Annotated in this window: 16 protein-coding genes; 8 read left to right on the top strand and 8 right to left on the bottom strand. The window is 44.4% G+C overall.

The window, feature by feature from the left end:
* Positions 1-18 precede the first annotated feature (18 nt).
* The 5 genes from RHM67_RS17640 to RHM67_RS17655 all read right to left on the bottom strand — a co-directional run bounded on the left by RHM67_RS17640 (position 19) and on the right by RHM67_RS17655 (position 4617).
* On the bottom strand, positions 19-2127 hold the full coding sequence (locus tag RHM67_RS17640) for a putative porin (RefSeq protein WP_322228396.1): 2109 nt from the start codon (positions 2125-2127) through the stop codon (positions 19-21).
* Complete coding sequence (locus RHM67_RS17645) at positions 2127-2942, bottom strand: purine-nucleoside phosphorylase (protein WP_322228397.1); 816 nt, start codon at positions 2940-2942, stop codon at positions 2127-2129. Before RHM67_RS17645 ends, RHM67_RS17640 begins: the two co-directional genes overlap by 1 nt.
* Positions 2914-3969: a tetraacyldisaccharide 4'-kinase gene (gene lpxK, locus RHM67_RS17650; protein ID WP_322228399.1), complete on the bottom strand. Its 1056-nt coding sequence runs from the start codon at positions 3967-3969 to the stop codon at positions 2914-2916. The genes RHM67_RS17645 and lpxK overlap by 29 nt, the downstream gene beginning before the upstream one ends.
* 43 nt (positions 3970-4012) lie before the next feature.
* A complete protein-coding gene (locus RHM67_RS20695) occupies positions 4013-4288 on the bottom strand; it encodes a type II toxin-antitoxin system VapC family toxin (RefSeq protein ID WP_323519435.1) in 276 nt (91 codons plus the stop codon).
* A 98-nt stretch (positions 4289-4386) separates the two neighbouring features.
* A complete protein-coding gene (locus RHM67_RS17655) occupies positions 4387-4617 on the bottom strand; it encodes a hypothetical protein (protein ID WP_322228402.1) in 231 nt (76 codons plus the stop codon).
* Positions 4618-4665: 48 nt separating this feature from the next.
* On the opposite strand from RHM67_RS17655, the gene RHM67_RS17660 reads away from it, so the two are divergent.
* A complete protein-coding gene (locus tag RHM67_RS17660; protein ID WP_322228404.1) occupies positions 4666-5574 on the top strand; it encodes a serine hydrolase in 909 nt (302 codons plus the stop codon).
* Between the two features lie 2 nt (positions 5575-5576).
* Here the strand turns inward: RHM67_RS17660 and RHM67_RS17665 are convergent, their stop codons facing one another.
* Positions 5577-6065: a VOC family protein gene (locus RHM67_RS17665; protein WP_322228407.1), complete on the bottom strand. Its 489-nt coding sequence runs from the start codon at positions 6063-6065 to the stop codon at positions 5577-5579.
* Between the two features lie 147 nt (positions 6066-6212).
* On the opposite strand from RHM67_RS17665, the gene yihA reads away from it, so the two are divergent.
* The 6 genes from yihA (at position 6213) to RHM67_RS17695 (ending at position 12296) form a co-directional block, all read left to right on the top strand.
* On the top strand, positions 6213-6842 hold the full coding sequence (yihA, locus tag RHM67_RS17670; RefSeq protein WP_322228409.1) for a ribosome biogenesis GTP-binding protein YihA/YsxC: 630 nt from the start codon (positions 6213-6215) through the stop codon (positions 6840-6842).
* A 131-nt stretch (positions 6843-6973) separates the two neighbouring features.
* The gene (locus RHM67_RS17675; RefSeq protein ID WP_322228410.1) at positions 6974-7828 is read left to right on the top strand and encodes a UbiA-like polyprenyltransferase; all 855 of its coding nucleotides are present in this window, start codon (positions 6974-6976) and stop codon (positions 7826-7828) included.
* The gene (locus RHM67_RS17680) at positions 7816-8424 is read left to right on the top strand and encodes a Crp/Fnr family transcriptional regulator (RefSeq protein WP_322228412.1); all 609 of its coding nucleotides are present in this window, start codon (positions 7816-7818) and stop codon (positions 8422-8424) included. The genes RHM67_RS17675 and RHM67_RS17680 overlap by 13 nt, the downstream gene beginning before the upstream one ends.
* 159 nt (positions 8425-8583) lie before the next feature.
* On the top strand, positions 8584-9513 hold the full coding sequence (locus RHM67_RS17685; protein WP_322228415.1) for an NAD-dependent epimerase/dehydratase family protein: 930 nt from the start codon (positions 8584-8586) through the stop codon (positions 9511-9513).
* A 153-nt stretch (positions 9514-9666) separates the two neighbouring features.
* A complete protein-coding gene (locus RHM67_RS17690; RefSeq protein WP_322228418.1) occupies positions 9667-11367 on the top strand; it encodes a M3 family oligoendopeptidase in 1701 nt (566 codons plus the stop codon).
* Between the two features lie 272 nt (positions 11368-11639).
* On the top strand, positions 11640-12296 hold the full coding sequence (locus RHM67_RS17695; RefSeq protein WP_322228419.1) for a GGIII-like transmembrane region-containing protein: 657 nt from the start codon (positions 11640-11642) through the stop codon (positions 12294-12296).
* A gap of 1 nt (position 12297) precedes the next feature.
* Here RHM67_RS17695 and RHM67_RS17700 read toward each other — a convergent pair whose 3' ends face one another.
* Positions 12298-12987 (bottom strand): phosphatase PAP2 family protein, encoded by a 690-nt coding sequence (locus RHM67_RS17700; protein ID WP_322228421.1) that lies wholly within the window; start codon positions 12985-12987, stop codon positions 12298-12300.
* Positions 12988-13038: 51 nt separating this feature from the next.
* Between RHM67_RS17700 and RHM67_RS17705 the strand changes: the two genes are divergently transcribed.
* Entirely contained in the window at positions 13039-14757 is a 1719-nt protein-coding gene (locus RHM67_RS17705; RefSeq protein WP_322228423.1) for an amino acid permease, read from the top strand.
* Positions 14758-15125: 368 nt separating this feature from the next.
* Here RHM67_RS17705 and RHM67_RS17710 read toward each other — a convergent pair whose 3' ends face one another.
* Positions 15126-17093: a KUP/HAK/KT family potassium transporter gene (locus RHM67_RS17710; protein ID WP_322228424.1), complete on the bottom strand. Its 1968-nt coding sequence runs from the start codon at positions 17091-17093 to the stop codon at positions 15126-15128.
* Positions 17094-17216 lie beyond the last annotated feature (123 nt).

Raw genomic sequence — 17216 nt, forward strand, 5'->3', positions numbered from 1 at the left:
TAAGGCACCGTTTTCCTATTAATTATAAAACGTCCACGCTACGCCAAACTTTAGCATCTTATCCATTTGGGGGTAGCGGTTAACGGTGTAAAAACCATTGCTGAACAGGCCCTGGTTGGCATAATCGTATTGGATGAACAGGTTTGTTTTCTCCAGTGTGGCTTTAAAAAACACAGTTGCAATTGGGTATGATGTAAATTTAACATCCGGCCCGTTGTAGAACTGGCCAAGGCCAACCGCGTATGATGGTGCAAGGTACTGGCTGTTATAACGTGCACTCACCCCAAATTGCGAGTTTAACACATGAAACAGGTTTGCACCGTAGTATAAGCTACTGTAAGTATAAACCTCTGGCGTGCGCAAAATTGCGGCGTTATCTGTTTTTTGGTAAACAATATAGTTATCAAAATGGAATTTGCGCCACTCCATGTTTTTACCAAGGCTAACCTTTAGCATGTTGATGGTTGAGCCGTACTGCCTCGGGCTGGCATCTATCCCGCCCGGCTGCGCTGCAAAGTACAGGTAATCGGTTATCAGGAAATACTCGGCCTTTAGGTCAAGCTGCAAAGCATCGTTCACATAATTAAACGACAGGTTGGTGGTTTTTTGGTTACTGAACCTATTGTTAAAAATGAAGTGGTTAGAGATCCAATTGGTGTAAACCAAGCCCGGCGAACTGCTTTGCAGATACCCTCCCAGCACTATCTTCCCCGCCTTTTTTCCGCCTGCCAATGCAAGTTTTACATCGTACAAAAGGTCACCAAAATTACGGCCCTGCACTATCTGGCGCAGGTCGGCATCCAATACTACACGGTCGCTAAATTTATAGCCAAGCTTTCCTTTCAGTGTGATATTCTGGAAGCTTTCATTTTGTACCCTTGATGGTTTTATCTCTTTGTTGCCAAACTGATTTATCACCGTATCGGCCACAAACTGGCTAACCTTATAATAATCCTGGGTTAGGCCAACATCAATTTTTAGCTCGTTCTTAACCATCTTAAGCGATTTGCCCCGCAGGTAAAAGCTGTATGAGAAATCATTCTGTAAGTGCGTCACATTCAGCGAATCCCTTGACCGCGCCGAGCTAAAATAATAATCGGGGAACACCCCATAATTATCCAGCCCATTTTGCAGGTAGTTGTACTTACGCTGGTTGAAATACAACGTATAAGATACACGCTGCGTAGGCAAAACCGTTTTTGAGAACGCCTTGCCCTGATTAAGGCTATCGATATGGCCTATATAGTAAAACTGTTTTATGTAGATGCCCGTGCTTTTCCAGTTATTAAAGCTGCCGGGCAGGCGCACCGGCTCCCCGGTTTTATCAAAGGATGATGATGAACTATTAAATATGGTGTCCTTTAATATCGACCCTGTTTCGGGCGCCTTAAGGTTATTGAACAGTACATTTGCCAATAAATTATAACGTTTATTAACAGTATGGTACCAGGTAAACAAGCCAAAGTTAAAGTCGCTTACGTTTTGGGCAAGGATACCATTGGTACTGTAATAGCCGCGCGAACCGTTGAAATTCATCAGCAAACCTACGTTCCAGTTGGGTTTAACGTTTTGGGTATGCACTACTTTAAAAAGCTGCTCCTTTGAACCACCAAGCGAACTAAACAGCGATAGCAAGGTATATGGCGCCCGGGCATTAAAATAATTAATATCCTGTGGGTTTACCATGTAAGCATCAAGCGAATGCAGGCCCTCGTCAAAGCCAATGGTTTTGCGGGGGTTAAAAAGCAGGTCGCGCTGTGCAACGCCAGGGTAGCCCAAACTTATCTTGGGGTTGCGCGGCTGGTTTAGCGGACTATAATTTTCAAAGTTTACTAACCCTGTATCCAAAGGGAAAAGCTGGATGCTGTCCATCAGCAAACGCTCGCTAGTTACCTTAATAAATTTGGAAGTAAATACGATCGAATCCTTCCGGTTTTCCTCCCGCTTACGTATCGAATCGAGGTTTTGCGAATCGCCGCCGGTCCTGCTATTTTTGACGGTATCGCGTTTATAGACCGGATCATTTTTATTTTGACCGGGGAAACGCGTGTTGTTTATCTGCGCAAACAAACCCTGCACAGATGCGCAAAGCAATAATATAAGTAAGTATTTAAGCTTATTCGCCATTAAAGCCCTGCTATTAATTCTTTAAGTATAGTGGTCAGTTTTGGTTCGGCCTCCCTTGCCACGGTCAATATCTCTTCTAACGATACCGGTTTTAACACCTCCGGGAAACCCTCGTCAGTAATTACCGATATGGCAAAAACGGGCAGTCCCATGTGGTTTGCTACAATAACCTCCGGCACAGTGCTCATGCCTACAATGTCTCCGCCTATAATGCGCAGGTATTTGTATTCGGCACGTGTTTCTAAATTTGGGCCTGTAACCGCAACATAAACTCCTTTATGGCAGGTAATATTGTTCGCCTTAGCGATGCTTAACCCTTTTTCTATCAGGTCGTGGCGGTAAGGCTCGCTCATGTCCGGGAAACGGGGGCCTAACTCCTCATTGTTACGGCCTATAAGCGGGTTTAGTGGTTGCAGGTTAATGTGGTCTTCTATCACCATCAGATCGCCCTTTTTAATATCAGGGTTAAGTGAACCACTGGCGTTTGATACAAAAAGCGTTTTAATACCCAGCATCTTCATCACCCTAACCGGGAAGGTGATCTGCTGCATGGTATAGCCTTCGTAATAATGCAAACGGCCCTGCATGGCAACCACTTTTTTACCACCCAGCGTACCAAATATCAACTTACCGGAATGGAACTCCAGGGTCGACATCGGAAAATCGGGGATATTGGAATACATCAGTTGTTTTTCAACCTCAATTTCGTTAACCAAGGCGCCAAGGCCGGTACCTAAAATTATACCCGCCTCGGGCACAAAATCGCCGATGCGTTTCTTAATATATTCAGTTGTGTTTTGTATGCTCTCTAACATAGTTCAATAGTAATGTATCAAATTGCTGCTGCCCGTTATTTAAAAAATTAACCCCAATTGGCTGCACCAAAATGGGTAACTGCGCAAGGGCCGGCAACAACTCGTGTACCCCTAAACGCTGTGCGTCCTTTTCTGTTGTGATGATCAATTTTTTTTGTGATTTGCAGGCAGAAAACTCACCCGCAAGTTTAGCGATATTTTTTAACGTAAACTGATGATGATCGGGATAATTATGGTGAATAATATTTGTGGTTGACTGCCCGATATGCTCAACTAACGGCTTCGAATTAGCTATACCTGTAAGCAGAAAAACGGTAGTATCAGCATCAATAACAATATCCACCGGCTTACCTGCCAGATCCTGCAAGGGTTGATACACTATCGATGTAAAAAACAACGGTTGCCAGTTTAAGGGCGAGATCTGTTCATAGCTTTTAGCCATTTGCTGCTCCGTTAAACCATCAGGGCATTTGGTCACTACCATAATATCGGCCCGCCAGCGCCCGCTCAATGGCTCGCGCAGGTTACCTGCGGGTAATACAAATTTTGGCTTTTGCAGGTGGTTGTACTCGAAAAGTAAAACGTTTAAGCCTGCCTTTACCGCGCGGTGCTGAAAGGCATCATCCAATATGATTAGATTATGATCGGCTTTGAGTTGTTCTATCCCCGCTACCCTGTCCTCGCAAACGGCAACCGTAACATCCGCAAATTTGTGTTTGAATTGAGATGGCTCGTCGCCAATTTGGGTGGCAGTAGCGGTTGCTGTAGCAGTTATAAACCCTTTAGTTTCGCGACCGTAACCGCGGCTTAGCGTTGCCAATTTATAGTCTTTTTTGAACAGGCGCACCAGGTATTCTGTCATGGGGCTTTTGCCTGCGCCGCCAACTTCCAGGTTGCCAACGCATATTACCGGCAAATCAAATTCACGGCTTTTAAACAGGCCGGTATCGTAAAACCAGTTACGGATGATAATCACCAAACCATAAACCAACGAAAACGGTAATAAAAGCCAGCGCAGGTATTGCATAGATGCTGTAAATATAGGAAAAGGGTTTAAGAGAGATAAGCTGTTAATCGATTAGTACCAAATCATCAATACGCTCAAAATACTTCTTGTTTAAGGTTGCTATAGGTAAATTGTTACTTAGCGCAATAGCTGCTATAAATAAATCGGCATTATCAATCTGCTTACTTGCCAATTTTAATTTCTTATAGATATCTACGGCTTGTTCTGATGCTTTACTATCGAATATAAGAATGCTAATGCCCGCTAAGAATTGCTGCCAATATGCTATTTGTGAATCAGGGGCTCCCGAATAGATTTCAAATTCAGTTACAACGGAGATTCGAAATTCATACCCTTGATCCTATAACGCAATAAGCTTGGAGTTTGATTTATTCGACTTTCGGAAGTGGTCGATAAGGATGGAGGTATCAATTAAAATTACTTTGTCCGCCATTGATTAATAGCTTTATGTGCTTCTTCCATTGTTGCAACCTGTTCGTCAGAAAACGTGGGGCCGTTTATTAAAAGTTCTCTAAACTGGTCTTTTTCAACTTTTGCGGGCTTTTCTTCCAATTCCCTTTTTAACTGCAATAGCTTATCCTTGGGTAGATTTTTTACGATCTCTACCAAGTCATTAAAGCCAATATCAACCTGAATTTGCATACTCAAATTTACAAAATTTATTTATATTCGTTTAACTACTCTAAATCATCTATAATGAGATACATCTTTTTATCCATATTCCTCCTCTCCACCCTCACAACCTTGGCCCAAACCGATGCAAAACTTATTGCCCAATTAAAAGCCGCTACCAAAGGTTTCAACGGCGATGTTGGCATTTACGTGCAGAATTTAAAAACAGGAAAAACAGTGGCGATAAATGCTGATACTCTCTTCCCTACCGCCAGCATGATCAAGGTGAGTATTTTAAGCGGGTTGATGGATAAGATAGAAAAAGGCGAAATGCAATACAACCAAAAGCTGGTTTACCGCGATTCGTTGCTTTACGCGGGCGAGGATATCCTGGGATCGTTTAAAGATAAAGATACCATACAGCTGAGTAAAGTTGCCCTGCTAATGATCACCATGAGTGATAACACCGCCAGTGTGTGGCTGCAAAAACTGGTAGGTGGCGAATATATTAACAATTTGCTGGATGCTAATGGTTTTAAAGTGATGCGGGTTAACTCGCGCATCCCGGCGCGCCGATCCTTTTGGGAAAAGTACGGCTGGGGGGTAACCACGCCGCGCGAAATGTGCCGCCTGTTTACCATGATCCGACAGGGTAAGGTAGTTAGCCCGGCCGCCAGCGAACGCATGAGCCGCATGCTCAACCGCATCTTTTGGGACGAAACCTCGCTATCGCAGATCCCGCCATATGTGCAAACCATGTCTAAGCAAGGGGCAGTTGATGCATCCAGATCTGAAACGGTTTTGGTGAACGCCCCGCACGGCGATTATGTATTCTCCGTTATCACCAAAAACAATAAGGACCAGCGTTGGACAAAAGACAACGAGGCTGATATACTTATCAAAAAAGTATCGGCCCTGTTATGGCATTACTACGAACCCGGCAGCAAATGGCAACCTGCCGCCGGTGTAAATAAATATATGCTTAACGAATAGTTTTACTTTAACAAAGCCAATAATCCCGGGAAACCCAGCTGGCGGGTGTACATGGTTAAATTGCCATGCTCATCGGTTGGCCATTTATCTTTTGGCCTGTCCCAATACAATTCAACGCCGTTACCATCCGGGTCATCCAGGTAAAGGGCTTCGGATACGCCATGGTCTGATGCGCCGGTAAGCGGGTATTCATTATCTATCAGTCGCTGTAAAATAGCTGCAAGGTCTTTTCTTTCAGGATATAATATAGCCGTATGGAACAAGCCCGGAGCATATTGCGGCGCGGGTGGCGCACCTTTACTTTGCCAGGTGTTTAACCCTATATGGTGATGATAACCCCCGGCAGAGATAAACGCCGCCTGGTCGCCGTACATGGTTACCAATTCAAAACCCAGCAGGTCGCAATAAAAGGCCATCGATTTTTGCAGATCGCTTACTTTTAAATGTACATGGCCAATGCGGGTTTGGGCCGGGATCTTATAATCGCTCATAAATTACATGTTTAAATGTTGTAAAGTTACAAGGTTGGAATGTTGTTTGTATCAGCAATAAGTAAAAAGATGTTTAAACATTTACTTTGAACTTGTCATAACATTCCAGCTTTACAACCTTTCAACATAATACCCTACCTTTGCAGCATGATCATAAAATCTGCCGACTTTATTTGCAGCAATACCCAGGTATCTAAACTGCCGCCGCCTTTAAAGCCCGAATATGCTTTCATTGGCCGGAGCAACGTTGGTAAATCATCATTGATAAATATGCTGGTTCAAAAAAAGGGGCTGGCAAAAACATCACAAACGCCGGGTAAAACACAGCTCATCAACCACTTTTTGGTGAACGAGAACTGGTTTATTGTCGATTTGCCGGGTTATGGTTATGCCCGTGCATCCAAAACCAAAAAAGCCGATTGGAATAAATTCATCCAAAACTACCTTGACAAGCGAGAGAGCCTGCAGTGCGTAATGGTGCTGATTGACAGCCGCCTGGAGCCTCAAAAAATAGATCTTGAATTTTGCAGCTGGCTGGGCGAAAAAGGCCTGCCGTTTGTTTTGATATTTACTAAGGCCGATAAACAAAGCAACCTTAAAACAGACCAAAATGTAGCCAAGTTCCGCAAAGCGATGCTGGACTTTTTTGAAGAAGCGCCTCAGCATTTTGTAACCTCATCTGAACTGCATACCGGCCGCGATGAAATACTTGGTTTTATAGGCAACATTAACAATAGTTTTGAAGTGCCGGAGTTTGATGAAGAGCACTATAAATAAAGGTTTTTGGTTCCCTTCTTGAGAGGGGAGCACATACACAACAAACCGTACTAACATTAATGGGGTGTGTTTGTTAAGCATATTTTAGAACACACCCCTAACCCCTCTCAAGAGTGGAACTATAAATAACAATGAAAAAATACTTCTCTCTCGTAACGTTTACGCATACCATATTTGCCATGCCGTTTGCCTTCATCGGCTTCTTTTTGGCGGTTACCACTACAGATCATAAATTTGAGTGGCAAAAACTGGTGATGATGCTATTGTGTATGGTATTTGCCCGTAACTCGGCCATGGCGTTTAACCGCTACCTGGACAGGAACATCGACGCTAAAAACCCGCGCACCAAACAGCGCGACATCCCCGCAGGGAGAATTAGTCCCGTGGCGGCATTAACCTTTACCCTGGTTAACTGTGGTTTGTTTATCTTGACCACCTGGTTTATTAATCCGCTTTGCTTTTACCTGTCGCCCATTGCTTTATTAGTGGTATTAGGTTACAGCGCTACCAAACGCTTTACCGCGCTTTGCCACATGGTATTGGGCTTAGGTTTATCGCTGGCCCCTATAGGCGCTTATTTGGTGGTGACCGGTGCGTTTGCGCTAACACCTATCTTTTTCTCGCTATCAGTACTTTGCTGGGTGAGTGGTTTTGATATTATCTATGCCTTGCAAGATGAGGACTTTGACCGCGACCAAAAACTGCACTCTATCCCTGCATGGTTGGGTAAGGTAAATGCCTTAAGGCTATCATCGGTACTTCACGTATTTTCGGCGGCGTTTGTGCTGATGCCGGTATTTTATACCAATGTTGGGTGGCTATACTACATCGGCATCGTATTCTTCTGTGCGATGCTTATTTATCAGCACACCCTTGTAAAACCAAACGACCTGAGCCGGGTAACCTTCGCCTTTATGACCACAAACGGCATTGCCAGCGTGGTATTCGCGGCCTTCTTTTTAATGGATAGGGTATGGATGCGCTAACACAGGCACAGTTAAATCAGTTCCGTGAGCGCATTACGCCCTACGTTACGTTTAACGAGGCCGAGTGGATCGTATTCATTCAACACTTACAGGTAGCAAGTTATAAAAAGAAACAGCATTTTGTTGAGGCCGGTAAGGTTTGCAACTACTTTGGCTTTATTTTGAGCGGCTCTGTACGTTATTACAATGTTATTGATGGTAACGATATTACGGGTTACTTCAGTTTCGAGAATGAATTGGCAAGTTCCTACAAAAGTTTCTTAACAGGCGAACCGGCAATTAATTACATACAGGCATTGGAACCCAGCACCATTATCCTCATCAGCAGGAAAAGTATGGATGCTATGCTTAATAACCCCATGCTGGCCTACAAAATGGAACGTTTTGGCCGCTTGGTAGCCGAGCATTACCTGATGTGCTACGAAGACCGGATAACCGCTTTCCTCACCCAAACACCCGAAGAACGTTACCTAAAACTCCTGCAAACCGGCAAAGATGTTTTGCAGCGCATACCGCAACATTACATCGCTAACTTTTTAGGGATCACGCCTGTATCGCTTTCCAGGATCAGGAAGAGGATATTAAGCCCCTCCTAATCCTCCCCTGTAGGGAGGACTTTCATACAACTTTATTGCCTTCCATATTTAAAGTTTCCCCTACCGGGGAGATATAGAGGGGGCTTTTCTTATCTTTTGTTAACGTTTTGATTTTCAAGGTTACCGTACATTTGCAATATACATCAAAACGAAAACACTATGCACACCATATTAGGGGCCGGCGGGCCGGTAGCAAACGCGCTAACCAACGAATTTTTAAAGAATCATGAACCGGTAAGGCTGGTTAGCCGCCGCCCGGTAGATATACAAGGCAATAACTTAACCTGGCGCAAAGCAGACCTGTTAGATTACAAACAAGTGCAGGAAGCCGCACAAGGTTCAACCGTAATATACTTATGCGCAGGTTTGGTTTACGATGCCGATATATGGCGCGAGCAATGGCCTATAGTCATCCAAAACGTTATTAATGTAACCAAAGAGAACAACGCCCGGCTGATATTTTTCGATAATGTGTACATGTACGGCCTGGTTAACGGCCCCATGAAAGAGGATACGCCCTACCGCCCCATTAGCGAAAAGGGTAAAGTACGTGCCGCCATTGCCGATACTATTATGAAAGAGGTTAACGCCGGCACCCTCAACGCCACCATAGCCCGCGCGCCGGATTTTTACGGCACTACCAGCACCAATGCTTTTTTAGATATGATGGTGCTATCCAAATACGCCAAAAAACAAATCGCGCAGTGGATGGGGGACCCAAACAAGCTGCATAATTTCATCTACATCCCCGATGCAGGCCGCGCCATGTACCTACTGGGCCAACACCCCGAAAGCGACAACCAGATCTGGCACCTGCCAACCGCCCCGGTAATGAAGGGTCAGCAGTTTTTAGAACTTGCCGCACGTATCTATGGCGTTAAACCAAAATTTATGCGGGTACGCAAGTTTATGCTATGGATCCTGGGCTTGTTTGACAAACTCATTGCCGGCACAGTAGAAATGTATTACCAGACAGATCATGACTATATCTTCAACAGCGATAAGTTTGAAAAGGCCTTTAATTTTAAACCCACCAGTTATGAGGATGGGATAAAAGAGGTTGCGAGGACAATATATAAACCGGAATAAAGTCCGAAAAGCCGCAGAAATTGGGAAGTCCGTAAGATAAAAGCTTTCGGACTTTTATTTTTATAACATCTTTACGGCTTAACGGCTTACGGTCTTTCCATCTTCCCAAATAATCTGCACATTTGCATATCTGCACATCTGCAGATCAATTATATGATCCATAAAAAAACAAGAACCTACATCCCTGCCGACCTTGAAATTAAATGGGAAACGCTGGAACCGATATACAAAGAACTGCTTAACCGCTCTATAAATTCTGTTGAAGAGTTGGAGCAATGGCTTAAAGATGGCAGCGAACTACAAGCCGCGCTTGAAGAGGATTTTGCATGGCGCTACATCCGCATGACCTGTGATACCAACAGCGAAGAACTGCTGGCAAGTTTTCAGTACTTTGCTACTGAGATAGAACCACAAACAGCGCCCTACAATAACGAGCTAAACAAAAAACTAGTTAACAGCGAGTTTGTAGACCAGTTGAATGAGGAGAAATTCTACATTATGCTGCGCGCGGTGAAAAAATCTCTGGAGCTTTTCCGTGAGGAGAATATTCCATTGCAAACCGAGATCCAGGTGGAGCAGCAAAAATATCAGTCGATAACCGGCGCCATGAGCGTGCACATCGGCGAAAAAGAATATACATTGGAACAAGCCTCTGTTTTCCTAAAAGATACCGACCGTAGCAAAAGGCAGGAAGTTTGGGAAAAGATAACCGCCCGCCGCCTGCAGGAAAAAACAGTGCTGGATACCCTATTCGATCACCTGCGTGCCCTTCGCCATAAGGTGGCTTTGAATGCCGGGTTTGAGAACTTTAGGGATTACATGTTCCAGGCGCTTGGCCGTTTTGATTACACCCCGCAGGATTGCTACGCTTTCCACGCGGCTATCGAAACCGAGATCGTACCCATCCTGCGCGAGCAGGCCGAAAAACGCAAAGAAGCTTTAGGTCTCGATGCTTTAAAGCCATGGGATATGGATGTTGATATTTCGGGCAAACCTGCTTTGAAACCGTTTAACAGCGGTGCCGAGCTGGTAGAGAAATCTATCCAATGCTTTAGCAACATCAACCGTTACCTGGGCGAGCGTTTAGAGATCATGAAAGATAACAACCTGTTTGATGTGGAAAGCCGTAAAGGCAAAGCGCCGGGTGGTTATAATTACCCGCTATCTGAAACGGGCGCGCCGTTCATCTTCATGAACTCGGCTAACACTTTCCGCGACCTGACCACTATGGTGCACGAGGGAGGCCATGCGGTACACACCTTCCTGACTGCCGACCTGGAGCTAAACGATTTTAAACACTGCCCAAGCGAGGTTGCCGAACTGGCTTCCATGTCTATGGAGTTGATATCGATGGATAACTGGGATGTGTTTTTTGATAACGAGGAAGACCTGAAACGCGCTAAACGCGATCAGTTATTTGATGTATTGAAAACCCTGCCATGGGTTGCCGTGGTAGATCAGTTTCAACACTGGATCTACACTAACCCGAACCATACCGATGCCGAGCGTACCGAGGCCTGGTTAAAGATCTACGAACCATTTGGGGCAGGCTTTGCCGATTGGAGCGAGCACCCGCAAGCCGGGCAAAACCTGTGGCAAAAACAATTGCATATTTTTGAAGTGCCGTTTTACTACATCGAATACGGCATGGCCCAGCTTGGCGCCATAGCCGTTTGGAAAAACTACAAAGAGAACCCCGAAAAAGGCCTGCAGCAATACCTGGATGCCCTAAAACTGGGTTACACCAAAACCATTACCGAAATTTACGAAACCGCCGGTATCAAATTTGATTTCAGCGCGGGCTATGTCAAAGAACTGGCAGAATTTGTAAAAGCCGAAATGGATAAGATCTAAAAATACCATCAGCCCTCTCCAACCCGAGAGGGCTTTTTTTTGCCTGTTCTATAATGTTTTCGCAGGGTGTTCTGAAAAGAGACCCTGCGCCCGTATGCAAGGCAAACGCAGGGCTCACAATTTGACACCCTGCTTGTAATGCCAGATGCTGCTTCAATATCACAGCAGTACGACTATGGCAAGCCTATGTATATAAGCTGTTTACCTATACGCGCAACCCATTATTTTAAAATATGTTGAAACTTATATGTGTTTTTTAAGTTTAACAAACTATGAAAAAGATACTTGTATTGTTCAGCATAATACTGTCGGCAACTGCCGCATTTGCACAGATCCCATTAAAGCCGGTTAAGATAGATAGCCTGGTTACCATCTCCCTTCCGGAGAAATATATAAAGAAAGATACTCTGGGCCAATCCATTTATTCTGGTAATGGTTCTTATGGTTACATGGTGGTTATCCGCGCACCAAATGCCAATAACAACGAGCCGCTAAAAAAGGAACGCGACTTAAATAAAGTACTGCAAGATTATATCAAAGGCATAAAAGGCCAGGCAGATGGTAGCACCCAAAACGTGCGCGATACTACCATCGGCCACTTAAAAGCCAAAACCTTTACACTGGAAACCGACCAGGGCGCGGGCCTGCAGGAGCGTAACTTCATCATCATCTACACACAAGATGTTACCTATACTTTTGAGTACTACTACGAAGAGTTAAGAAAAGACGTAGTGAAAGAGGAATATAAAGCTTACTCGGGTTCCATCAAGGTATCGCCGGAATTGAAACGTACCGACCAATACCTATCTATGAGTAATGGTTTATCGCCGGCAGTTATGTATGGTTTGTTTGGCGGCGTACCGCTAATCATTATCATAATTGTCGTGGTAGTTATCCGCAAGAAAAAGAAAGAGCGCGAAGAAGCGTAATTTAAGACTTTGTAAGCAGTCCCCTATCCCAACGGGGGCTGTTTATAAATTTTTTACGGTCGATAAAGGTTAGCCATGCCAGCGTTATAAAAACGCCTACTACCGAGCCTACCGTTACATCCTCAAAAAAATGCTGGCTCAGGTACATGCGCGAGTAGCCTACCATCACCGCCACAAAAAACAGCAGTAGGCCCCAGCTTTTATTCTTGGCCAGGTAAGTGATAACCACCCCTGCCGAAAATGCCGTTACCGTATGCCCGGATGGGAAACTGTGTACTGCCAAAATGTATAGCCCCTTCACAAAGTGAATTTTATCGAGTTGATCTTCAAAATAAACCCTTGGCCTCGGCATATCAAAACTAAACTTTAAGATCTGCGCGGTTAAAGCCGTTAAAGCGTAACTGGTGATCATCAGGAAAGATGCGCGGTAGTTGAACAGCGCAAAAATCAGAGAGAGTGTTATAACCGTAAACCCATCGCCAATGTGGGTGATGTATGGTTCAATAGCGTCAGCAAAATCGCTGTGGATGCCGTTCACAGCGAAGAAGATCTCCGTCCGGGTGAAGAGCAATTTGATCACCAGGCAGGCACATAACAGGGTTATGTAAGGGATAAAAAGGTATCGTATTTTGTATAAAACATCTTTAGCGCCTGCATTCATCGTTGCCAAAGTTAGCATATACTTTTTCAATGCAAAAAAATGGTTATGTTTGGTTTGGAAAGACCAAACTGATTAAAATACATGTCTAAGAGTATATTTCGCAGAAAATCTGTTTCTAAAATTTTGGCCGATGTAGCCAGCGGATTTAGTGATAGTGAACACCCGGGCAGCGCACCCCAGCTCGAAAAAGCGCTAAATGTTAAGGATTTAACTCTGATGGGGATTGCCGCCGTTGTTGGCGCAGGCATCTTCTCTACCATCGGCGAAGCCGCGTTCCAGGGCGGGCCGGGGGTTAGTGTATTATTCATCATCACAGCCGTTACCTGTGGGTTTTCTGCCCTGTGTTATGCAGAATTTGCATCGCGCATACCCGTTGCAGGCAGCGCTTACACCTATGCTTACGCCTCTTTTGGCGAATTAATTGCCTGGATAATTGGCTGGGATCTACTGATGGAATATGCCATCGGCAACATCGCGGTAGCCATATCCTGGAGTAAATATTTTGTGAACCTGCTGGAGGGCTTTAGCATCCACATGCCTAAATTTTTATATACCGATTACCTGTCGGCATTTAGAGCACACGAAGAAGTGACGAAATTAACGGTAAGCCATAACCTTGCTGCCATTACAGATACGTTAAAAGAAAATGCCCTGGCATGGACCACAGCGCCCATGATAGGCAATATCAAACTGATCGCCAATATCCCTGCGTTGGCCATAGTATGCGCCATAACCTACTTGGTTTACATCGGCATCCGCGAAACCAAAAAGGCTACCAACGCCATGGTTTATTTAAAAATCGCCATTGTATTAGTAGTTATTGTGATAGGCTTTTTTTACGTTACACCGGCTAACTGGCACCCATTTTTACCAAACGGTTTTGGTGGGGTGATGAAAGGCGTATCGGGGGTTTTCTTCGCTTACATTGGGTTTGATGCTATATCTACCACGGCCGAAGAATGCCAAAACCCGCAAAAAGATTTGCCCCGTGGCATGATCTACTCGCTGGTTATTTGCACCGTTTTATATGTATTGATAGCATTGGTGTTAACCGGTATGGTTAGCTATAAAGAACTTAGGGTTGGTGATCCGCTGGCGTTTGTATTCGCTAAAGTTGGGTTAAAAAACATCAGTTATGTAATTTCTATTAGTGCGGTTATTGCTACCGCGAGTGTGTTGCTGATATTCCAACTGGGCCAGCCCCGTATTTGGATGAGCATGAGCCGCGACGGTTTATTGCCGAAAGTATTTTCGCGCATCCACCCCAAATACCACACGCCATCGTTCGCTACTATAGTTACCGGTTTTGTAGTTGGGGTCCCTGCCCTGTTCTTAAACCTTACCGTAGTAACCGACCTAACCAGCATAGGCACCTTATTCGCATTTGTATTGGTATGCGGCGGCGTACTTTTATTACCACGCGAAGCGGCTGTTAAAGGAAAGTTTCACTTGCCATACATTAATTCGCAATTTATAGTGCCGGTGTTATTTATAGTGGGCGTGTTCTTCTTCCGCCATAACATCGTTAACTTAGTTAGCGGCGAAGCGCTGCACCATAAGTTCCCTTACTTTTTGTTTATCATACTTTCCGCAAGTTTGGCCGTGCTATCGTTTGTTAAAAAACTGTCGCTGATACCTGTATTAGGCCTTGCAAGTTGTTTTTACCTAATGGCCGAACTTGATTACGACAGCTGGATCCGTTTCCTGGCATGGCTTATCATAGGCCTTGTTATTTACTTTACTTACGGTTATAAGCATAGTAAACTGGGTAAAGGCGAAAATGCCCATTTAGCGAGGTAGGTAATTACTTCTACAATATTTAAATGCCGATGGAGACATCGGCATTTTTTGTTTGGCGACTTGTCATCCTGAGCGATAGCGAAGGATCTGTTCGTCGTCGTCGCAGGGCCCCTTGAAAAAGGACCTTGCGTTATAATTGTCTGTACATCCGCAGGGTCCTCTACGAGAGACCCTGCGGGAACATAAAATTTCCTTTCGTCCTCGCAGGGTCTCTTGAAAAGGGCCCTGCGTTGCAAGTTACAGATTCGCAGGATTCTCTACGAGAGACCCTGCGGGAACATCATTAACTTATATCCGCTTAGATCAGCATATAACAGCAAAGGCTGCCCATTTTCACAGGCAGCCTTTGCTATATATTTTGATAACGCCTATTGCGGCATTATCCGGTCTATCTTTACACTCTCGGGCGAGGTAAGCATCAACGGTACTTTTTCTACCGTTACAAAACTTAGGTCGAGGCCAAAGTTGCGCTCTTCTGACAGGCTGATCCTTTTAAGATGTCCGTACAGGAACATCACTACTTTCTCGTAAAACGACAGGTTATGCGAGCGCGATAGCACTTTCTCGATCACCACAAACCTAAAGTCGCCCACAATTTTGTGTTTATTTAGAGATTTGTAGGTACTGGTTATATCAACCTCACCATTCTTAACCAAATCCTCAACTACCTTTCGGAACAACAGGTTTATCTGTTGCTCTACACGGAAACCGAGTTTAAAGTCGATCCGGATCAGTTTACCCGGCACCAAAAAGTCTACCTCGTATTCGCTTTTGTAAGGCTCATCCACCACATCAACGTGTACCAACCAATATACATCGGCACGCTTAGGTTGCTTTTGCAGGATAGAGTATATGATCTTCGATTCTACCTCCGAATTAAAGTTAGCGCTGGTTAAATAAACCAGTTGCGAAGCATATTTGGGTACGCTTTCGTCCTCGCTCATCTCTTTAATAATGTTGAAGTAATCGTCTATTTCAATAAACTTAACGTAGCGGTTCTTGATCTTACGGGCATCGTGCCAGGTCCACATGATAATGAACAACACAAAACCGATAGATAACGTAAACCAGCCACCATGGATAAATTTCACCAGATTACCCAGCAGGAAGGTACCTTCGATAACCAAATAAACCAATAGGAACGTCCCGATAATATAAGCAGGCAGTTTTTTCCTTTGCAGGAATTTGGATACCAGTATCGTGGTCATTAACATGGCTACCGTAATACTTAAACCATAAGCCGCCTCCATACGTGCCGAATGCTGGAACAGCAATACCACACCAATACAACCGGCGCATAGCAGCCAGTTAACGCTTGGTACGTATAATTGTCCTTTTTGTTCTGACGGGTAATTGATGCGCACCTTTGGCCATAAGTTTAACCTAACCGCCTCGGCTATCAGCGTAAACGACCCGGATATTAAGGCCTGGCTGGCAATAACTGCCGCGATAGTGGCTATACCTATCCCAAATATCAGGAACCACTCGGGCATTATTTTGTAGAAAGGATTGTTCAGGTTCAGGTTTATCACTTGTCCTTCACGCTGTAACAGCCATGCCGCCTGCCCAAGGTAGTTTAATACCAAACAGGATTTTACGTAGATCCAACTGATGCGGATGTTATCGCGGCCGCAGTGCCCAAGATCTGAATACAAAGCCTCGGCTCCCGTTGTACACAGGAACACCGCACCTAATATGATGAAGGCGTTATAGTCCGACGAGAGCAACTGGTAAGCGTAATAAGGGTTTAAAGCCTTGATGATAGATGGCATCTGCACAATAAACGATACGCCTAAAACGCCCATCATGGTAAACCAAATGAACATGATAGGCCCAAATGCCTTACCCACCAGCGATGTACCAAACTGCTGTATAATAAACAGCACGGCAATAATGGCGATGACTATTTGCACCGTTGGTAATTGCGGATAATAAGTTTGTAACCCCTCAATTGCCGATGAAATGGTGATCGGCGGTGTAATGATACCATCTGCAATCAGCGCGCACCCTCCTATTACGGCAGGCACAACAAGCCACTTTGCTTTACGGCGCACCAGCGAAAAGAGCGAAAAGATACCACCCTCGCCTTTATTATCGGCCCGGAGGGTGATAATAACATACTTTAAGGTGGTTTGTAGCGTAAGGGTCCAGAAGATAAGGGAAACGCCTCCCAGTACCAAAACTTGCGATATAGGTTGCGAATTGCTCGAGTGTTCGGAGCCAATGATAGCCTTAAACACGTACAAAGGTGATGTACCTATATCACCGTAAATTATTCCTAAACTAATAAGCAGCCCCGCGGCTGATAGTTTTTGCAGATCTTTATGATTTGACACTATATTTTAAAAAGATACAAAACTATTAAAAAAAACCATTACAACTTAAACTATCTATAAACGTATAAGTCTTATGAATACAATAACTAACAAAGCCTTTTTTTGTTAAAAATTGTTAAAATT

This window comes from Mucilaginibacter sp. 5C4 (assembly GCF_034345625.1).
Taxonomy (GTDB): domain Bacteria; phylum Bacteroidota; class Bacteroidia; order Sphingobacteriales; family Sphingobacteriaceae; genus Mucilaginibacter; species Mucilaginibacter aurantiaciroseus.

What these genes read in the sequence shown, in the direction of transcription:
- RHM67_RS17675 (WP_322228410.1), top strand. Translation starts at nt 6,974, where the DNA reads ATGAAAAAATACTTCTCTCTCGTAACGTTTACGCATACCATATTTGCC.
- RHM67_RS17665 (WP_322228407.1), bottom strand. Translation starts at nt 6,065, where the DNA reads ATGAGCGATTATAAGATCCCGGCCCAAACCCGCATTGGCCATGTACAT.
- RHM67_RS17645 (WP_322228397.1), bottom strand. Translation starts at nt 2,942, where the DNA reads ATGTTAGAGAGCATACAAAACACAACTGAATATATTAAGAAACGCATC.
- RHM67_RS17690 (WP_322228418.1), top strand. Translation starts at nt 9,667, where the DNA reads ATGATCCATAAAAAAACAAGAACCTACATCCCTGCCGACCTTGAAATT.
- RHM67_RS17680 (WP_322228412.1), top strand. Translation starts at nt 7,816, where the DNA reads ATGGATGCGCTAACACAGGCACAGTTAAATCAGTTCCGTGAGCGCATT.
- RHM67_RS17660 (WP_322228404.1), top strand. Translation starts at nt 4,666, where the DNA reads ATGAGATACATCTTTTTATCCATATTCCTCCTCTCCACCCTCACAACC.
- RHM67_RS17705 (WP_322228423.1), top strand. Translation starts at nt 13,039, where the DNA reads ATGTCTAAGAGTATATTTCGCAGAAAATCTGTTTCTAAAATTTTGGCC.
- RHM67_RS17685 (WP_322228415.1), top strand. Translation starts at nt 8,584, where the DNA reads ATGCACACCATATTAGGGGCCGGCGGGCCGGTAGCAAACGCGCTAACC.
- RHM67_RS17640 (WP_322228396.1), bottom strand. Translation starts at nt 2,127, where the DNA reads ATGGCGAATAAGCTTAAATACTTACTTATATTATTGCTTTGCGCATCT.
- RHM67_RS17695 (WP_322228419.1), top strand. Translation starts at nt 11,640, where the DNA reads ATGAAAAAGATACTTGTATTGTTCAGCATAATACTGTCGGCAACTGCC.
- yihA (WP_322228409.1), top strand. Translation starts at nt 6,213, where the DNA reads ATGATCATAAAATCTGCCGACTTTATTTGCAGCAATACCCAGGTATCT.
- lpxK (WP_322228399.1), bottom strand. Translation starts at nt 3,969, where the DNA reads ATGCAATACCTGCGCTGGCTTTTATTACCGTTTTCGTTGGTTTATGGT.